Raw genomic sequence first — 19,934 nt, forward strand, 5'->3', positions numbered from 1 at the left:
GAAGGATCACCTGATGACCAGATTCGCATTCCCCCGACTTCTCGCCACCTTGATGCTCGTCTTGGCCGCGTCTGCGGCGGTGTCGGACGTCGGCGCAAACGTTACTTCTTACGACCGACTGCCTCTGGGGGATTGGACATACGATGCGATGATAGGTCTCGCCGCGGACGGCGTGCTTACCGGCACATCTGCGAGGCTCTTTCAGGGCGACCGGCTCTTCACACGTGATGAGATGGCTGAAGTGCTCTCATCGGCTATGCGGCGTCCTGAGATTCTGACCAATGCACAGCGCGCACTTGTCAAGCACGTCGCGCTGGAACTAGGCTCGGAACTAGGAAGGGTACGCCCTGATTGTCCTGTGGGCGCGCAGGATGCGCCAGTGGACGCGGATGTTCTCCTGCTCGCATATGCGAGAGAGCGCGTGCTGGACGACCGGGGTGGGGCGCCGGGCGCGGACAGCACGGCTCTGACCTACCGCGCCACGGGATTCGCGAATCTCACCGCCGAAACATTCGCGATGCTCACCTTCGCAGAGAAGGAGGAGCGGTTCTTCCATGATCTTCGCACATCGACGAGTCTTGACAAGGCTTTCATCGCCGGCAATAACAGGGGGACGTCATGGCTCGTCGGTCGTGCTTACCAGAACTGGGGACCTTCATACTCAGGATCGCTTATCCTTTCGGACAACGCTCCTGCGTTCTGGCAGGCCAGAGCCGCGCGCGACATCGACTTCGGCAAGGCGATCGGCCGAGTGAAGGTTACTCAGTTTGCCAGTGTTTTCGAGGATCTGGATCAGAAGTTGTATCTCATCGGTCGCCGCTATGAGAAGCCGCTGTCTGATCGGTGGCAGATCGGACTCAGTGAGACGGCAAAACTCAACAAGATGCCTAACCCGCTTGTGCTTGCGATGCCGCTGTATCTGTACCATTATCTGTTCCTCCATGACGAAGATGAGCACATGAACAACATGGTAGGAGCCGACGTGCTGTATCGTGCATCTGGCGGACGGCGTATCTACGCGGAACTGCTCATAGACGACATGACCGCTCCCAGGCTGCTAAGTGACGATTTCTCCCGGCCGCGAAAGATCGGCTATACGATCGGTTTCTCATTGCCCGGACCTCGAGGCGACCACGGGTCATCGTTCCGTGTGGAGTACATCTCAGTTGACCGGCTGACCTACAGCGCTTCGAGGACGGATGCTCCGGAGTTGGCATACTTGCATGACACACAGTATATCGGGCACGCGATCGGTCCGAACAGCGAGGCGCTGTATCTGAGAGGGGAGCGAGTCCTGTCGAACAGGCTCAGTGCGGTAGTCGAATACCTCAATCAGCGCCAGAAAGATCCCGGGAAGCCGGAGCGCGGATCAAGGGAGTATCTATCGCTGACTACCTCGTGGGATATTGCTCCCGACAAGTCCGCCTCAGTTCGAGTAACTCCCTACGAGATTACTCCACCGGGCGGATCCTCCGACCACGGCGTGCAGTATGAATTGCGGGCATCTTTCGCGCTCTAGTAGAGTCCTTCGAGCAGTACTTCGCGGCCGAGCGGTATCACCTCGCAGTAACGCCACAGGCTCTCCAGGAAACAGCGGTTCTCGCACAGCCCTCCCGAAACGTAGAGCCGGCCGGGTCTCTGGGCGAAGGTGTGGACGTTGAAGGCAATTCCGTGGACGAACGCCGCCAGAGCTTCCTCGGGTGAGCCCCCGTGTATGATCGCGTCGAATATCTTCTCGATCGCGAACACGCCGCACGTCACGGACAGACGCTGCTCCGATACCGGTAGCGAGGCGTAGTCCACATCGTAGTATTGGCCGAGCAGTTCCAGGGTGAAGCCGATCGTTGCGCCGCAAGCTTGGTTCCAATCCAGCTTATCGAGCTTCCTGTCGGTGAAACGGACGTACTTGGTATCTCTGCAGCCAATGTCCACGACCGTGAAGCTGTCCTCTCGCACCTTCTTCAGGCTTCCTTGTGCGAGGGCGACCAGTTCGTTCTCGTATCTGTCGGTTCGCTGACGCCCCAGGTGGCCGGTCGCTATGTCAAAGCGCACCGACTCGTCCGATAGGACCTGCCTGGTGGGCGCGATCAGCGTTTCACTGATCTCAGTATTCCTTATCTTCGTCCAGGAACTGCCGCAGTCAGCGACTATGAGCGGTTCACACATCACCGCAGCCTCACGAAGGCGGCAATCTTGGCCAGGACACTGCTTGTGACCGGGCCGTCGCAGTCGATGTAGAGCCCGTGATGTTTGTCGGCCAGATAGCGTGCGAGACTGTTCTTCGCGCAGAAAGACTGGCAGTAAAACACGGTGGGCACGCCGGGGTCAACGGCCATCTCCAGGTTGAGGTCGGAGGGAACTCCGGCTTCGACGCATCTCGTCCAGCCGTAGACGTGCGTCGTTTCTGGGAACTGCTCCAGGAGTCGGAAATCATGAGGGGGCACTCCCCAGAAGCCGTGGGTCGGTTCCACCCACCTATAGTGCTTCCGGTTCGGCACGATAACCGTATCCATGACGCGATTGATCTTCTCCGCGAGACGCATTGCGGAAGTGCATATACTGATCCGCCGGGGTTCGTTCTCGGTGTTTCGGGTCTCGACCACAGTGAAGCCGAGGTCTTGGAGGATGAGCGCGGCGAACCTCCCTCCATCGCATTTGTCCTCACCGACCGCCGCGAGAATCATCCGGAGCTCCCCTTGCAGGCGCGCCGCGTTGTCCAGGATGTTGGTGACGATCTGGCAGTACGCGTCGGGCACGATGCCGGTCGGAGGCGAGCCAATGTCCAGGTCGAGGTCCACGAACTCATCGAACGGGAACTTGCGCCTGTAGTGGCCGATAACGTGTCTGGGCGGGACGCCCCAGTATCCGATCAGCTTGGATCGACGCATGGTTTCGAGCGGCAGTATAGCACACGTCGTCGCTGTCAGTCCAGGCGCGCTTGAGCCTTGACAGCCGCTTCGAGCCTGTGCTAATCTCAGGCTGTCCGTGCCGCCCTCCAGGTACCAAAATCCATACTGATGGCGCATACCCTGACATGATCCTCAAAAAGCTGGAAATCCAAGGGTTCAAGAGCTTCGCGGAGCGCACCGAGATCAACTTCTCTTCCGGTGTTATCGCGGTGGTCGGACCAAACGGAAGCGGCAAGAGCAACATATCGGATGCGATCCTATGGGTGCTTGGAGAGCAAAACATCCGCAACATTCGGGGCGAGAAGGCGCAGGATGTGATCTTCAACGGCACGGACAAGCGCCGTCCGGTCGGAATGGCGGAAGTCTCTCTCACGGTAGACAACACCAGCGGTCGGCTCCCGATTGATTTCTCCGAAGTGACTGTCACCCGCCGCGCCTATCGGAGTGGTGACAGCGAGTTCCTCATCAACAAGACCCCTTGCAGACTCAAGGACATATATGAACTCTTCCTCGACACGGGGGTCGGCAGGGGTGCGTACTCGATTGTCAGTCAGGGCGAGATTGACGCGATGCTCTCAGCCAACCCTGAGGATCGTCGCGCGCTTTTCGACGAGGCGGCTGGCATCAAGAAGTATCGAGTGCGCAAACGGGAGGCCGTCCGCAAGCTCGAGAGCACGGAGCAGAACCTCAACCGCGTCAACGACATTATCAACGAGATCGAGCTTCAGATCGAGCCGATGCGAAAGCAGGCCGAGACTGCAGCCCACTACCTCGAGCTTACATCGCGCCTTAGTGAGATCGAGATCGGGATACTGATCAACGACCTCCAGCGCTTCTCTGCGGAAATCGAGCATGTCCGCGAGGAGAACTTGACGTGCGGCAAGGAAGTCTCGGACTCCGATGCTCTGCTGGCGGCTCTGGAAGAGGAGAAGACAGCTCTCGCCGTTGACCTCGCGAATGCCGATGCGCAGGTCGAGAGATACCGGGCGATGCACCAGGAGGCCGTGACGCGGGTCGAGCGCACCGAGAGCCAGATCGCTCTCGTGAAACAGCGACACGCGGCGGCCTCGAGCGCGGAGGCCCTGCTCGAGCAGGAGATAGAGCAGCTGCGGGCTCGGATGGCGCAGGCCGAACAGCACAAAGCCAGTCTATCGGCGGAAGATGGCCACGTAGTGGACCAGGAGAAGGCCCTGAGCGACCAACTGGCCGCCAAGACCGTCGAGGCCGAGAACCTGCAGCGGCGGATCGAAGAGTCGTCCCAGGCTGGCACACGCCGCAAGGCGGACTATATCGAACTGGCTAAGCAACTTGCCGCTCAGCGGAACGAGTTGACGAACAACGCTTCGCGCATCGAGAACCTGCAGACGCTTCTGGCGAAGCGCGACCAGGAGATGTGCAACGCCCAGAAGTCGGTAGCCGCGGCGAGTTCGGAGCGTGATCGGCTGTCGGCCGAGTGCGAATCGGTCAGGGTGAAGGCTGCGTCGGTCGCCGAAGAGATGGCCTCCGTGCGGGCGTCTGCAGAGGCGAAGCGCGAAGAACTGGCTGATCTGATGGCGAGTTCTCAGCGGACCGCTCAGTCGATCGTCGAGAGGCAGTCTCGGCTTCGCACGCTTCAGGAGATGGAAGAGGCCAGAGAAGGTTACTACCTCGGCGTGAAGTCCGCCATGTCTGCGGCTAAGTCGGGAGAGATCGAGGGCAGCTACGCGGTTGTCGCCGACGTGATCAAGGTGCCAAAGGGATATGAGACAGCCTTCGAAGTTGCATTGGGCGGCAGCCTGCAAGACATCATCACGGATACCGAGAGAGAGGCGAAGGCGGGGATCGAGTTCCTGAAGCGGAACAAGGCGGGGCGAGCGACGTTCCTTCCTCTGAACCTCATGCGTCACAGCGTCTCGCCGCATCTCAAGGATCTGGTCGGCAAGAACGGAGTCCTCGGCCTGGGCAATGACCTCGTCAGGTTTGACTCGAAGTACCGCCCGGCGATCGACGCTCTTCTGGCGAAGGTCGTAGTTGCGAAGGACATAGATTCCGCATTGGCGGCATCGAAGGCGGCGATCGGCTGGAGCAAGATCGTAACCTTGGACGGAGAGTTGGTCGCTCCGAGCGGAGCGATGACGGGCGGCGCTTCGCCGGGCAGAGGCGTCCATCTCCTGACCCGCAAGCAGGAGATCATCAACTTAGAATCTGAGATCAAGGAGTGCCAACGCGCTGCATCAGCGCAGGCGTCTGATATAGAGTCCTGCCGGCTGGAGTCGGGGCTTCTGGTGGCGACGCAGAAGGATTTGGAGGAAGAGGATACCTCGCTCAAGATGAACTTGCTCGAAGGCGAGCGCCGTCTTGATTTCTCTGCGAGAGAGCTGACGCGGCTTGCTCGAGACCTGGAAACCCTCAAGGTCGAACGTGAAGATGCGTTGGAGAGTCTGGAAAATGCGCGCGAGCGTGACGCTGAACTGAGGAGATCACTCGCGCTTGCGGATGAAGAAAACCACAGCCTGGACGATACCATGGCGCAGGGTGAGCACGAGCTGCGGAGTCTCCAGGAGGAATACGATGCGCTCAACGGCGAGATAGGCCGCATCAGCGTCGCGCTGGCCAGCCTGACTCAGAAACGCATATCCATAGAGCAGACTCTCGGCACCTCGGACGGCTCGATCCGGCAGATTATGGAAGAGATACATCGCAAGAACGACCGGATTGCCGGGGTTCGAGTGGAGATCGAAACCACTGGGAACGAGAGCGACGAACTAGATTCTTTACTGAAGCAGCTGCGAGATGCCTGCCGCGACACCGGGGCTCAGTCGGAACAGTGGCGCAAGACGAAGAAGGCCGTCCTCGACTCGAGCATGGAAGTCAGCGAGCGCGTGAAGGAGATAGTGCGGGGCAGAGACCAGCTTGTGCAGAAAATCCATGCCGCGGAACTCAAGGAAGCCCGTCTCGAAGTGCAGATAGCTCAGGCTGCGGCTCGGCTGCTTGACGAGTACGATATCACGACCGAGGACGCGCTTCACCGCACGCCGCCCGAGGTGCGACACGGATCGGCAACTGAGGTCATGCGGTTGCGGCGTGAGATCAGAGACATGGGTGAGGTCAATACGGGGGCGGTTCACGAGTTCTCCAGATTGACGGAGCGCTACGGTTTTCTGAGCAGCCAGCGCCAGGATCTTCTCGATGCCCGCGAGAAGCTGACCGACGCAATTCGCGAGATAGACGAAGGGACCCGGGGTGTATTCACGGAGACACTCGATCAAATCCGGACCGCGTTCGAGGTGATGTTTACCCGGATGTTCGGCGGGGGAGCGACGGAGTTGGCCCTCACGAATCCCGAAGATGTTCTGGAATCCGGCATTGACGTGATAGTGCAACTTCCCAGCAAGAAGCGCCAGAGCCTGGAACTGCTCTCAGGCGGCGAGCGCGCGCTGACCGCTTCCGCTCTGATGTTTGCCCTGCTCTCGATACGGCCGAGCCCCTTCTGCCTGCTTGACGAGGTTGATGCCCCTCTGGACGAGGCAAATGTCGAACGTTTCGCGGATATCGTGAAGGAATTCGCTGAGAAATCGCAGATGATAGTTATCACTCACAATAAGGCGACGATGGAGGCTGCTGATATCCTATATGGTGTGACGATGCAGGAGCCGGGCATCTCCAAGCTCGTTTCCGTGAAGATGAGCGATATGGCCGAGGAGTCTGCGGTTTGACACGGGAGTCTTCAATGCACGGGAAACCCGATCGCGCCTCTAGGTTCTGTCTGATCGCGGCGATCGCCATCGCTGTCTGTCCGGCGCTTGTGCAGGGATGCAGGCGGACGCCGAGAGAACTCGTCGCCGATTCAGGAAACGTCATCGTTGCTGCTCCCACTGCTGGGTCAGTCGTGTCCAGCCCCGTGACCGTCAGGGGGCGCGCCCGTGTGTTTGAGGCCGCACTGAACGGACGGGTCGTCACGAAAAGCGGGAACGTGTTGGGCGAAGCCTACTTCATGGCGGATGCCGGTGGCCCCGAGTTCGGGAACTTCGATGCCGAGATCGCATTCAAGATGTCTCGATCCGCGGAGTCCGGGTACGTCGAGGTGTTCGCGCGTTCTGCGAAGGACGGGGCGATCATAGATCTTGTTCGAGTTCCAGTGCGCCTCCGCGGTCGCTAGCGGGAGTATACGAGCGCGTGTCTGGTGATGGTCTGTACCCGCATACCTGTTGAACCCAACTGGTCCAGTATATGATCTCGGCGTGAAGTGCCCGACTTTATGCGAACAGTACTTGACAGGCCTGTAAGGTGGGTTGTATTATGTCAGCACCTGCCGGAATTGGGTCTGGCAGAGATGAGTAGTTTTCCGATTGAAAGGGGGCAGTTAGTATGGATTCAAAGGACGGCGCAAGAGACTACGTGGGCATCCGAAAAGCCATGGGAGGTCAGTCGTTGGGAGAACTGGAGGCGCAGATTCTGGACATCATCTGGGACTTGGAGCCGCCGGTCAGCACCACCCAGGTCTTCAAGATCATGTACCCGCGTAGAGAGCTCTCGTACTCTACCATCATGCTGACGATGGCGAAGCTCGCGCGCAAGGGCATCCTCACCCAGAAACGGACCGGCGACAAGAAGACCGATCCGTTCATCTACACACCCAACATGTCTCGCGAACAGATGGGGATGGTCCTGCTGAACGAGGTATCCAAGCAGGTGATGAGAAAGCCGCTGCATGAGGCCATTCCGGTTCTCTGTGGCACCGAAGGCGACATCTCAAAGTCGGACTTGGCCAAGTTGGGCAAGCTGATCGCCAAGGCGAAGTAGCCTGATACCGGCGGTTCAGCGCATATCTGAATATCGCTAAGCAATCACCACGACCGGGGCGGGAGAGAGATCTTCTGCCCCGCTTCGGTTCAGCCGACCTCCCAGGGCATCAGCTCTTGAAGAGGTCCGCTCAGTATCTGCAACTGTGCGGTGAATATCAGGACTCCGACCAATATCAGCAACGCGCCGCTGGCGATTTCGATCTTCCGAAAGTGCGGCTTGATGCGGTTCATGGCCCCGACTGCGTGACTCGTCGCAAATCCCGTGAGGACGAACGGAATCCCGAGACCGAGGGAATACACGGCTAGCAGAGCAGCTCCTCTTGTAACCCCGCCGGAGTTGGCGGCAATGGTGAGGATAGTTCCCAGAACCGGCCCTACGCACGGCGTCCATCCGAACGCGAACGTGATCCCCAGCAGGAATGCTCCCAGGTATCCAACGTTCTTGATGCGAAGGTGAAAGCGTCTCTCGGAGTATAGAGCCCTGATGCGAAACACACCGAGCATGTGTAGCCCGAAGACGACGATGATCGTTCCAGCGACTTTCATGATCAGTTCCCTGTGCAGCATCAGAGCCTGGCTTATTGACGTGGCTGTTGCCCCCATGACCGTGAACACCAGCGAGAATCCCATCACGAATGCAATGGAACGCATTCCAGCCCGATGCATTGACTGCCTGCTCTCTCCTGCTGCCAGGTCCTCGATCGAGACACCCGACATGTACGATATGTAAGCCGGGACGAGGGGCAAGACGCACGGCGACAGGAACGACAGAATCCCACCGACGAAGGCGGTGATGAAAGGAATTTCCATGGCGAATCTCCTTGAGTACTTGCTCGGGTATGTTTTCCTCGAAACCCGCAGTTTCCTGCACTGATTGTACATGAAGAAGACCCGAGCCGTGTTGCAGTCACGTCACGACGCGTGGTATCCTAGAGCGTCGTTTTCGAGCGGGGTTGCAGCTGCAGCCAGAGGATATGGGGGATGGATCGGACGTCTCGCGCATTGGGTTTGTCTGTGTTCGTATTGGGCATTGCCATGCTTCTGATTGTTTTTGCCGTTGCCTTGTGGATGTTCATTGCGGGAGGCATCCACATGTCGGCGCGAAGTGAGGGGTCGGGCGCGGTGTCAGCTCTCGGCTCCTTAGGCAACGCGACAGCGGCTGTGTTCACCCGAATCGCGCTTCTCTTCGTCGTTGCACTGGCTGGATCGTTGGTTGCCGGAAGAGGAGTGGATCTGTATCTGGGCAGTCGGAAAGGGCCCGGTCACGTCATTGGTGAGGAGGAAAGGCTAGGGCCGGAGGACTAGCGTTATGGAGCGCCCTGTGCTATAATGCCCGCGGCGCTCAGTGCCGTCGTCGCGGTCGTCTTGAGGCTGACGTCGGTAGGTGGGCTGTAGCAGCGGGTAGGACTCCGAGCGGGCGAACGTTGTGCCGTACATCAGTTCCCGTTCGACTGGGTTGCAGCAAGGGGTCTCATACGGCAGTTGAGTCCCGAAATCCTGGATCGGGCAAGCAGTGCTGCCCGAGATTAGGCGATTGAGTCGCCTAGCCAAGAGAGGAGATAACGACAATGTCAGACGATCTGGAACCGCAAGAGACTACGGATGTCGAGGCGACAACCGTTTCCGAGGAGACAATCTCCGTCGAACCCGAATTGAACGTCGAGACAGGAGAACCGGCCGCTGAACCCCAGGAGGGGCCCTCTGAAGAGCCTCTCGGCGAAGTCGAGCAGGTTGCGGAACCGGGAGGAGTTTCTGGGGAACCCTTAGGTGACGTCGAGCGGGTTGCGGAGGCGACAGGAGTCTCTGAGGAGCCTTCAGGCAGCGTCGAGCAGGTTGCGGAGGCGGAGGCCACCCCCGTAGCGCCCGCGCGGAAGAAGTCGGAAAGAACTCAGAAACCGCGATCCGAATCAGATATGGACTACTCCAACACTTTCCGCGAACTGACGGAGGGCGATGTAGTGCCCGGAGTGGTCGTTCACATAGATAAGGAAGGCGTTCTGGTAGACGTCGGCACGAAGTCCGAGGGCATAATCCGTCCTCACGAGTTGGCGACCAGTCCGTACCAGTCGGCCGAGGACGTGGTCTCCGTTGGAGAGGAGATCAACGTCTACGTGATGGAGACCGAGAATCAGGATGGCAACCTGATTCTCTCAAAGAAGCGCGCGGATTTCGAGAAGGCTTGGGATAAGGTTCAGGCTGCGATGGAGGACAAGAGGGTCATCACCGCGATGGTGAATGATCGTGTCAAGGGTGGTCTGGTGGTGGATCTCGGCATCCGCGGATTCGTTCCTGCCTCTCACGTTGGCAGTGGGAAGGTCAAGAACCTGGAGAAGTACATCGGGCAGTCGTTGCCCCTCAAGGTGATCGAGGTTGACCGCGAGCGTCGCAAGGTCGTCCTCTCACACAGGCTCGCGACCGAAGAGGAGCGCGAGAAGAAGCGGGAGGAGACGGTCGCAGCGCTCACCGAGGGCCAGGTCAGGGACGGAGTCGTGCGGCGGATCACCGACTACGGCGCTTTCGTGGATCTGGGCGGCATTGACGGCCTGCTCCACATCAGCGAGATGTCATGGACGCGGATCAACCACCCGTCCGAGGTCGTCAAGGTCGGACAGAAAATCCAGGTCGCTATATTGAAGCTCAACTTGGAGCAAGGCAGAGTATCACTCGGCATGCGGCAGATTCTTCCCGATCCGTGGACCGTAGTTCCTGGGAGATATACGGTCGGGGAGACAATCGAGGTAACGATATCCAGGCTGGTTCCGTTCGGCGCGTTCGTCGCTCTCGAGGGTGGAATCGAAGCCATCATCCCGAACTCCGAACTCAGTAGGCGTCGTGTGAATCGGCCGGAGGACATCGTGTCCGTTGGCGAGACCGTCCAGGCCAAAGTCATTGACATCAAGCCGGAAGAGCGCCGCATGACCCTGAGCATTCGACAGATTCGTGAGGACAAGGAACGTGAAGAGTACGACAGCTACCGGCACTCGTCGCGGTCGTCGTCGCAGGATAGCGGTCGGATGACTCTGGGCGACCTGGTGGGATCGCAGTTGAAGGAGCTTCAGGCGGGCATGAAGCAGGAAACTCCTGCTGAAGAGCCTGTCGCGGAGGCGATTTCCGATTCTGATGCCGCGCAAGATGTGTCGAGCGTTGAGGACGTTGTCGAGAATGTCGTTGAGCCGGAAGCGGTTGTGGCGGAGCCTGAGCCGGAAGCCGTTGAGGAGTCTCCAGAGGAAGTTGCGGAGGCGACGTCTGAGGAGGCTGTCATAGAGGGCCTGCCGGAGACCGAAACCGATGAAGGTGAGGCTGAGGCCTGACGCATTGCGTAAGGCTGAGGGAGCCGTGAGATTCGGGGCGAGTGAACTGCCATGAGTCCTGATGGGGAAACCAGTTATGAGCCAGTCCGTGGGCAAGAGCCTGAACGGGCTGGCTCTTTCTCTTGCCGAAACACTCTGGTCGTGGGGCTTACAGGCGGAGTGGCGTCGGGTAAGTCTACGGTGGCGCACATGCTGGAGGCCATGGGGGCCACTTGGATCAGCGCCGATGAAATCGTCCACGCGTTGCTCGCTCCGGGAACGGAGACTTCGAGTCAGGTGGCGAGGGAGTTCGGTTCTGAGGTGCTCTCTCCAAGCGGTGGAGTTGACCGCGGCAAGCTGGGGACGATCGTGTTCAGCGATGTCGAGAAGCGGCGTCGGCTTGAAGCGATCCTGCATCCGATCGTCATGAAGGAGATTTCCAGTAGCATAGAGAGGTTTCGAGACTGTGGGTCGGGAGTGCTGGTCGTTGAGGTCCCTCTTCTGGTAGAGATCGGGGCTGCAAGGATGTTCGATAAGATTCTGGTGGTGTCTGCGGAACAAGAGAGCCAGATCAGCCGTCTACATAAGCGATGCAACCTGAACAGAGATGAAGCGGAACTGCGCCTCAAGGCGCAGTTGCCGATGAAGGACAAGATGCAGTTCGCTGACTGGGTTATCAGCACCGAAGGCACTCTGGCCGACACCAGAACGCGGGTGGAGAGACTCTGGTGTGACATTCAAGAGTGCCTTGCACTTGGGGAATAGCTGTGCTATAATCTCACGGTTCGCGGCAAGGCCCCGGTTTTGCGGGCTTGCGATGAGATTGATGCGCGGTTTACGGGACGTGCGCGTGCATCTTCCGAGCGGGTAGTTAGTCAGGGCATTCCATAACAATATGCGCCATTCCAAAGGACGGTAGACCGGGCTCGCCGAAAGCCGACAGCACTCCTTGATTCATCAGGAACAGCACCCCCCTTGGAATCAGCATGTTTGCCTTGGCCTCTGACGAGCCTGCCCCGTTAGAGCCGGGTGATTGGGCCTTCTGCGCAACCGTGATCCCGTCGAGATTATCCGGCGACGTGCCGGGCCAAATCGTCTTAGGAGGACATATTCCTGTGAGACCATTCAGAAACCATGCCAGGCGCTGGCCGGTCAGCGCGCTGTGCATCGTCTCCCTCTGTGCAGCACTGTGCAGCGGACTGTTCTTCTCCACGCCGCTGCGGGCGCAGGTAGGCATTACGCAGGTCGCTGTCGTAGATTTCCGAAATTCGAGCAAGATGCCCGGACAGATGTTCGGGCGCATGGCAACAGATGCCGTGGTGCTCGAGCTCATCCGGTCAGGCAAGTTCGGCGTCGTCCCCAGTGATTCCCTGTCCGCCATGATGAACCAGCTCGGCTACGATGCGAATATGAGCCAATCCGCAATGATCCGTCTGGGCCAGGAAGTGGAAGCTTCGGCGGTTCTGAGTGGCGACGTCCTCTCCATCAACTTCGACAAAGACAAGAAGAAGGCGGAGGCGCGGATTGCCGTCAAACTTCTGGATGTAGCCTCGGGCGAGATGCTGAACGGCGCGGTTGCGACTGGGATCAGCCAGCCGCGAACCGGCTACACCGCAGATGAGGACAGGATGCTCGTCGAGGCGATCAAGGACGCCGCTCGAACGGCGGTTGAGACCATGGTTGCCTATACCATCCCTGAGGCGACCGTCCTGAACTCGGTGGGCACAAGCGAGGTACTCCTGAACAAGGGATCCCGGGAGGGGCTCCAGCCCGGCATGGAGATGATCGTCATCCGCCGGATGGATGGCGGCGAGGAAGTCGTCGGGCGCGTCAGGGTGAACAAGGTCAGCGACAGCGATGCCATGGCGACTATTCTGAAGGCTCCGAGGGGTGTCAAGCCCGAGGACCGAGTGCGCGCCGTCTACAAGATGCCTGATATCAGCGACACTAGCCGCACCGTCGCACCGCGGTCATCCAGCAGGCCCAGCATCACGAGCGGGAACAAGCTTCTCATGGGCTTGGCGCTCATTATCGGCATAGGCGCGCTCTTTGGCAATCTGGGCGACAAACCGGAGTCGGTGAGCGGCGTTGCTGCGGCCGGAGCCACTCCCGACATCACTTCCGCGTTCGACGATGGCGGGGTCTTCATTGGCTGGAACGAGCCTAGGGGCGTCAGAACCTCGGATATCATAGAGTACCACGTTTGGCGTGACAATCACGGCAACTACTTCGCCAGCGGAGGGGAAGCCACGCTCGCCGGCCCGGTTCTGGTGCCTGACAGTGTGACAGCCACTCCCTACAACGGCGGAATAGGGCGTTTCGATCATCACAGCATTGATGATACAGCAGTTCGTCTGGATTATACGTGGAACTACGTCGGTATAGATGGTGAGTTGGCTCAAGGCACACAAGCCAATATGCCAGGAATAACCGTTGGAAAGACTCACAAGTACTGGCTGTCCTGTGTGTACCGCATTACTAGCCCGACGGATGGCAGCGTGGGGTACAAAGAGAGTACGCCGACGTATCTTGGCACGGCGACCTACGTGCTGCCCCCGGTGTGCGTGAGCCCGGATGCGACCACCGGTCTGCCCCTTAGCAGTATTACATTTGAATGGGAGTTGTCCGCGGGCGCCAACCGCTACCGGGTCGAGGTATCAACTAGCGATGACTTCATCCGTGATCAGACCGTATGCTTTGACGTTAACCGGAGTACAGACCGGTTGACGGTTGACCTAAGGAGCCACCCGGAGTTGGCAGGTGTATTTGATGGTCAGGAGCTGTTCTGGCGCGTGGGAGCCAAGAACAGTAATGACAGGCCTGGGCCAATGCCCTCGGGAAACGGTGCTTCCGCTGCGGCGACCGGGACGAAGAACACGCGGTATATCTACTCCACAGAGGCACTCAGTTTCTTTGTTGACGCACCTCCCGGCACCGGCCCCGGCGATGATGACGGCGGGGGCGACGACGGCGGCGGCCCTCCTCCGCCTCCGGATATCTGATGCAGTCTTTCGTTGCAGGGAAAGCAGGGTAGGAGATGACCAAGATACTTGGTAGAACGATAGTCAGGGGCACCAAGAGCCTCTTCCTCGTCTGCGGGATACTGATCGCCGTTCAGGGGTGGGCGGCGCAGGGTTTCGTCCGCCGGCCGGCTCCCTCTAGGGAATACGCGGCCAACCAGGTAATGGTGACGCTTCGTCCGGGATACACCGAGGCCGATCTATCGGCCTTGAATGCCGCTTACGGAAGTCGCGTCGTGCGGCGGCTTAGCAACGGCAGCACGTTTCTGCTGGATCTCCCGGGAAGCGGCGCGCCTTCCGAGTCGTTTGTGGCGAGCGGGTCTGCGATCGCGAGGAAATACCCTGCCGTCCAGGGTGTACAGCACAACTACTACCATGAGATAAAGGCCAGGCCGAACGACGAGTACTTCAACGCCTATTACGATACGCTGTCGAGGCTGATGGGTCAGTGGTACTTCCAGCCGGATCCCTCAGATGCCGCCATTAAGCACGTATATGCCACGGAGGCATGGGACCTGCAACAGGGCAGCAGCGACATCATCGTCGCCGTCATCGACACCGGGATCAGGACGAAGAGCGCCCTCGGAGATGACGGCACGACCTACTATCGCACGCCGCATCCGGATCTCGTGGGCAGGCTGATTGTGGATCCTGCGCCGGTGCTCAGTCCGTACGGAGTGATCCCTCCCGACACCGCGATGGGGGATAACGACCCGTCGCCGCCTGAGAACGCCGGCGCCTATGTCGCAGCCCACGGCACAATGGTCGCCGGATTGATCGCGGCTCAAGGCGACAACACCATCGGCATCAGTGGGATGTGCTGGAACGGCGTCAAGATTCTGCCGGTCAAGGTCGCGACTGATGAGGATGGGCTTATCTGGGACGACGCCGTGTTTGACGCGCTGGAGTACTGCATAAGATATCGGGACACCGAGCTTACGTCGTCCGGCTTTCCCAAGCGAGTAAACGTGATCAACATGAGCTTTGGCCGCCAGACGCTGTGGCCGTCCACTCTGGTGTCGCAGATTCAGCGAGCTGCCGCCTCCGGAATCATCCTGGTGTCTACGTCCGGCAACGAGTGGGAGTCCGGCCCGTACCCGCCGGACTATCCTGCGGCGCTGGATGAAGTGATCTGCGTAGGTAGCACGGACAGGCGCGATGTGGTGAGTACCTTCTCCCAGCGGGGGCGAGCGCTCGATATCGTCGCTCCGGGAGAGGACGTCATAAGCACGGCCTTCAGTCCCTATCTGGCCGAGATTGGTCCCGTAGATTCGGGCGGCGGAGATAACGGGGGCGGCGGCGGTCCGCCGATAAACCCTCCCGGTTACTACCCTTCTCAGATTCAGGCGATCGGTTCGCTCTTCCCTGACAAGTACGGCAACTACATCGCCGAGTTCATAAGCGGATCGTCTTTCGCGACGGCCATCGTGTCTGGCGCGGCCGCGTTGCTGATGTCTCAGGGTGTTCCGGCTGCGGACGTGAAGAACATGCTCTACAGCACTGCTACGCCTAAGGGATTCGGCCGTCCGAACGAGACGTACGGCTGGGGGTTGCTGAACGTTCGCGCGGCGCTCGAAAAGGCCTCGATTGACGTCCAGATCCAGACTCCTGCGAAGTCGAGCGTTGTGACAAGTGCGCGCCCCAGGATTCGCATTGACTTCCGGCATGCCCTGGCCTCATCCATCCGAGTATGGCTCGACAAGGGCACGGCTGGCCAGGTGCTGCTCATCGGAGGATCGGGTGCGGCTATTCAGGATTGGAGCGGCTTGTACTACACGCTCGATGCGGCCGCCGGGAAGACCTATCTTCAGTTCGATTACCCGATCGCCGCCGGTTCACACACCATCACGGCTTCCGCAGACAGCGACATTCTTTTCGATTCGGAGCTTCCGGTCGCGGTATCGGCGGAGGACTCCAGTACCTTTATCGTTCGGGCCGCCACGCTGAATCCGGGCTGGCACATGTTCTCCGTGCCCTACAAGCTCGACAGTTCCGTTACCCCGGATCAGGTGATCGGAACGGGTTCGCAGCTGTGGAGGTACGCCTACACGGATGGAGAGAGCCCGCGGTATGCCGCATATGCATATGGAGCGCGCATGGACAACGAAGCGACGTTCCATCCTTACAGCGTCATCGCGAACCTGTCCGTTCGGCCGTCCGGTAGTGCTGTCGCCACGCCTCCGGCCGGTCTCGGCTACTGGCTGAGAGTTCGGAGTTCCGGTTGGACTCTGCCGGGTCTGAATCCGGCTACGGCTTCCGAGGTGGGGGGCGGGCCTTATGAGATCGGGCTCTATAAGGGATGGAATATGGTTGGATGCCCGTACGTTTCGGCCGCTCCCTGGTCGAGCGCGCTGGTGGATTACGGCGGACTGCGCCTGACAGCGCAGGAAGCAGTCACGATGGGCTGGATTGGCAACTATATATACAGCTATGATCCTGTCAACCAGAGGTATAGCACCGCGTCGGTGAGCAGTGCGGTGATGCAGCCCTGGCAGTCGCAGTGGGTGAAGGTCAAGGTGGATGCTCCGATTACGGCGCGCACGTACAACGCATCCTTCCAGGGTACGTTTGGACTGACTACGGCGCCGGACTGCACGGGTCAGGTTGCATCGGACTGGTCTGCATTCGCGGCTAGCGGAGAGGCGCACTTCACCGTTGGGTCCGTGGGTGTCACCGATGGTGTGTCCCAGAAAGTCATGCCGGCGAGTTCGGCCGGGTGGTTCGTTGGAGGCATCTACCAGCAGATAGCGGTTTTGCCCGGGCAGAGATACACCTTTTCGGCATGGACCAGGCGAGACATGAACTGCTCCGGAGTTTCGGGCACTTGCAGGTGGCCGTTCGGAGAAGGCACTCAGGTCGGTATTGATCCGACCGGTGGTACCGACCCTCTCGCGTCGAGCGTTGTCTGGTCTTCAACCGAGTCCCTCGTCGGGGACTGGTCGCAGCAGCTCGCGTATGCGACCGCGCAGTCGTCAACCATGACGGTGTTTGTGGCGGCGTTTGCCGGTGCGCCCGGGACAGACCGTTCGGTCTACATTGACAACGCCCAGGTGTCAGGCGGGCATGACATCACGTTGATAGTCAACCCGGGCTATACCACCGATCGGCTCTGATGCGACGACGCGGCACGGGTTTACGGAGGATCATATTGTTACAGCGAAATCACGCATCACTGACCTTCTTGCTTAGCGCGGCCGTGTTGCTGCTGCTTCCGACAGCTGCGTTGACGCAAGAGGACGTGGTTACGTCGATATCCATGAATAACAGTTTCGTCGGCGTGACCATATATCAGAGCGGCGCGGACTCCTCCGGGCGCTTTTCGATATGGAACGTCGAGGGCGATCCCTCCAGTTCCATGGACGACCATGAGTCCGTGGTTGACTGGGGATCGGTCCGCCTCATGATAGATATGCTGCCGGAGGACGAGGACACACTTGGCAAGGTGTGGGCGACGTTCGAGAAGGGCGGCAGTCTCGGCATCTGGGGTGACGCTGGTGACGGCTCCTGGTTGCTTGTGCCAAGCCTTGTGCCGAACCAGAAGGCGATCAGGGGAATCTGGCAGCCGGTTCCTGCCGAAGGAGTTCTGGGGCCGATCACCTTCGAACAGGAGGTCAGGCTGCTGCACGACATGGTTCGCTTCAAGTGGACGATCACGAACAATGACGCGGTCTCGCACCAGGTCGGGGTCAGGATTGACGGTGACATATTTGTCGAGCCGCAGAATACCGGCGTGCTCAATCAGCGAAATGCCGTCAGCATTCCGGGCTATCCTCTTGTGGAAGAGCGCACCTTGATCTCGTCTCCACAGATTCCGGCTTACGTGGACTTCTACAACGGTGTGAGCGATCCGTCGAGAGCAGCTCGCATCGTTCTTGAAGGCAACAGCGCGGCCAAACCCGATATGCTGGGCATCGATGAATACTCGGCGCTGTCATCCAGTGCATGGTCGTACGTTGCTGATCCGCTGAGCACATCGCTCGTTCCGAAGTTCATCTGGGGATACGAGATTTGGCCTGAACACCAATACATCACCAACAATCTGGGATATGCGGCGTTCTGGAAACCGGTCACCGTCGCCGCCGGGAAGAGTCGGACCATCATCCACTACATCGGCAATCCGGCGTGGAATAGCTCTGTCAACTTGCCGAGCATTGACCGCCCGGTGTATGCGGCATCCGTCAACGGGCCGGTCGCTCTGAAATACTATGTGGATGAGATCACCGGCGAGGAGGTCTACGGTCCGGAGACATTCCGGATCACGGCCTCTCTGGAGAACCAGGACTCGGCGACGAACCTGACGAACTGCGGGTTCACCTTGATCCTGCCTTCCGGTCTGGCTCTGGACTCTTCGGAGCCACAGGCGACCAAGAGCATACCGCTGATCGGCGCTAACAGTGAGAGTTCGGTTTCCTGGCTCGTCAGGGCCACCGGCGCGAAGACAGGCTTGTTGACTTACTACGTTTCCGTCAATGCCTATCCGATGGGCGGGACGATCTTGCGCCGCGATATCAACGTTCCGGCGATATCCACGCGTTCGCTGACCTATGGCTGGCAGCAGTTCTCGGTGCCGTTCTTGCTGACGAGCACCAGCCCGAGTTCGCTCGGACTGATGCCGGGCAGCATGATCAAGATGTTCCGATACGACACGAGTCTGCCCAGGAGCGCACCTTACTACCCCTATGAGGAAGTCCTGAGCGTCACCCCCGGAGAAGCATACTGGCTGAAGATGGCTGTTCCATCTCAGACCGACATGACGCCCGGCACGTACGCGCCTCTACAATGGCAGGGCGGTACAGGTCACATGATCCCGGTGCGTCGGGGTTGGAACATGATAGGAAACCCGTATGTGTACATCGTGACCATGGGCGAGTTGAAGTTCTATGCTCCTGCCTACGGGATACTGACGTACGATGAAGCCATCGCGAAGCGGATGATCAGCCGGACGCTGTACTCCTGGAACACGACCTTCAATACCTGGAACTGGTCCACTCTGCGCAGCGCTCCACTGACGCCGTGGCAGGGATACTGGTTCAAACTGCTGGACGATCGAGTTGAGGCGATTGTCATTTCCCCAGCAGCGCAGATAGGCGCCAGCGTGGGCGGTTCGCCGCCGGACGACGGCGGTGACGATGGGGGTGGGCCGCCGCCCATTCCGTAGGGGTATTGCACTGCCGCAGAGCATCGGCTGGCCCATGTTTCTAGCTCTCTTGAGGTATTTAATAGTATGCGAAAACTCACTCTGAATCTGATCATAGCAGTCGCGATGGTGGTCGTGCTGGCGCTTGGCGCTCACGCGGCTTCCATCACGGATCTCTACGTGACTCCACAGCCGGAGGGCGCGGAGGGGGATGACGTTCCCGGAGAGGGAACGTCCAACTCCATATTCACGATCCAGTTCAACTGGCATCAGGAAGATGGGCGCTTCCCGGACGCCAACTCTCTGGAGCTGTGCGTGTACACTCCCTATGTCGGCTCGACTTGCTACAGACTGCCGCACAATGCGGGAAGGGGCAATCCGGCTTCCGGCGAGGGCAGGCTGTACGAGTTTCGCATGACTGCGGGCGTCAACCTGGCGAATGAGGGTATTCCCGGCACGTTCAACCCCGGACACCCGATACCGGATATGGTGGACGTCTTCTACATCCCGATACTCAAGGCCGGTCCCGATGGAGCGGCCAATCAGATCACGCTTCTTGTGAGGGCGCGCTATACCGACCCTACTGAAGAGGACGCGGAGCCCGAACTGATAGAGGAATCTACTGACGTCATCATCCACGACTCCCATCCCCATAGCTCGGACAGATACGCGGGCGTTTCCTACGACAGGGATTTCCTCTACGCCTACTACGGCTATCAGACGCCCGGGCCCTACCCGATCAATACCTACGCGATCAACGAGAACTTCCAGTGGCGCAACCCGGACGATCCATC

Annotated in this window: 13 protein-coding genes; 10 read left to right on the forward strand and 3 right to left on the reverse strand. The window is 59.4% G+C overall.

Annotated features, from left to right (window positions below; translation table 11 throughout):
• Window positions 1-13 precede the first annotated feature (13 nt).
• Window positions 14-1,519, forward strand: a complete 1,506-nt coding sequence (locus tag KBC96_12710; GenBank protein ID MBP6965256.1) for a hypothetical protein — start codon at window positions 14-16, stop codon at window positions 1,517-1,519.
• Here KBC96_12710 and KBC96_12715 read toward each other — a convergent pair.
• Window positions 1,516-2,166 carry an ATPase gene (locus KBC96_12715; GenBank protein MBP6965257.1) on the reverse strand — a complete coding sequence of 217 codons (651 nt, stop codon included), beginning with the start codon at window positions 2,164-2,166 and terminating at the stop codon, window positions 1,516-1,518. The genes KBC96_12710 and KBC96_12715 overlap by 4 nt on opposite strands.
• Entirely contained in the window at window positions 2,166-2,888 is a 723-nt protein-coding gene (locus KBC96_12720; GenBank protein ID MBP6965258.1) for a hypothetical protein, read from the reverse strand. Before KBC96_12720 ends, KBC96_12715 begins: the two co-directional genes overlap by 1 nt.
• Window positions 2,889-3,034: 146 nt before the next feature.
• Between KBC96_12720 and smc the strand changes: the two genes are divergently transcribed.
• The 3 genes from smc (at window position 3,035) to KBC96_12735 (ending at window position 7,691) form a co-directional block, all read left to right on the forward strand.
• Window positions 3,035-6,604 carry a chromosome segregation protein SMC gene (smc, locus tag KBC96_12725; GenBank protein MBP6965259.1) on the forward strand — a complete coding sequence of 1,190 codons (3,570 nt, stop codon included), beginning with the start codon at window positions 3,035-3,037 and terminating at the stop codon, window positions 6,602-6,604.
• A 14-nt stretch (window positions 6,605-6,618) separates the two neighbouring features.
• Complete coding sequence (locus tag KBC96_12730) at window positions 6,619-7,047, forward strand: Gmad2 immunoglobulin-like domain-containing protein (protein MBP6965260.1); 429 nt, start codon at window positions 6,619-6,621, stop codon at window positions 7,045-7,047.
• Between the two features lie 209 nt (window positions 7,048-7,256).
• On the forward strand, window positions 7,257-7,691 hold the full coding sequence (locus KBC96_12735; protein ID MBP6965261.1) for a BlaI/MecI/CopY family transcriptional regulator: 435 nt from the start codon (window positions 7,257-7,259) through the stop codon (window positions 7,689-7,691).
• Window positions 7,692-7,780: 89 nt separating this feature from the next.
• Here KBC96_12735 and KBC96_12740 read toward each other — a convergent pair whose 3' ends face one another.
• Window positions 7,781-8,503: a cytochrome c biogenesis protein CcdA gene (locus tag KBC96_12740; protein ID MBP6965262.1), complete on the reverse strand. Its 723-nt coding sequence runs from the start codon at window positions 8,501-8,503 to the stop codon at window positions 7,781-7,783.
• A gap of 758 nt (window positions 8,504-9,261) precedes the next feature.
• On the opposite strand from KBC96_12740, the gene rpsA reads away from it, so the two are divergent.
• From rpsA to KBC96_12770, 6 genes are all read left to right on the forward strand, one after another.
• The gene (gene rpsA, locus KBC96_12745) at window positions 9,262-11,004 is read left to right on the forward strand and encodes a 30S ribosomal protein S1 (protein MBP6965263.1); all 1,743 of its coding nucleotides are present in this window, start codon (window positions 9,262-9,264) and stop codon (window positions 11,002-11,004) included.
• Between the two features lie 141 nt (window positions 11,005-11,145).
• Window positions 11,146-11,748, forward strand: coding sequence for a dephospho-CoA kinase (locus KBC96_12750; protein MBP6965264.1), 603 nt, complete (start codon window positions 11,146-11,148; stop codon window positions 11,746-11,748).
• 350 nt (window positions 11,749-12,098) lie between these two features.
• Window positions 12,099-13,985, forward strand: a complete 1,887-nt coding sequence (locus KBC96_12755) for a hypothetical protein (protein MBP6965265.1) — start codon at window positions 12,099-12,101, stop codon at window positions 13,983-13,985.
• Between the two features lie 35 nt (window positions 13,986-14,020).
• Entirely contained in the window at window positions 14,021-17,116 is a 3,096-nt protein-coding gene (locus KBC96_12760; GenBank protein MBP6965266.1) for a S8 family serine peptidase, read from the forward strand.
• Window positions 17,117-17,259: 143 nt separating this feature from the next.
• Window positions 17,260-19,161, forward strand: coding sequence for a hypothetical protein (locus KBC96_12765; GenBank protein MBP6965267.1), 1,902 nt, complete (start codon window positions 17,260-17,262; stop codon window positions 19,159-19,161).
• A gap of 66 nt (window positions 19,162-19,227) precedes the next feature.
• The coding region (locus KBC96_12770) for a hypothetical protein (protein MBP6965268.1) at window positions 19,228-19,934 on the forward strand (707 nt) is incomplete at its 3' end.

The organism is Armatimonadota bacterium, assembly GCA_017993055.1.
Classification (GTDB): Bacteria; Armatimonadota; UBA5829; order DTJY01; family DTJY01; genus JAGONM01.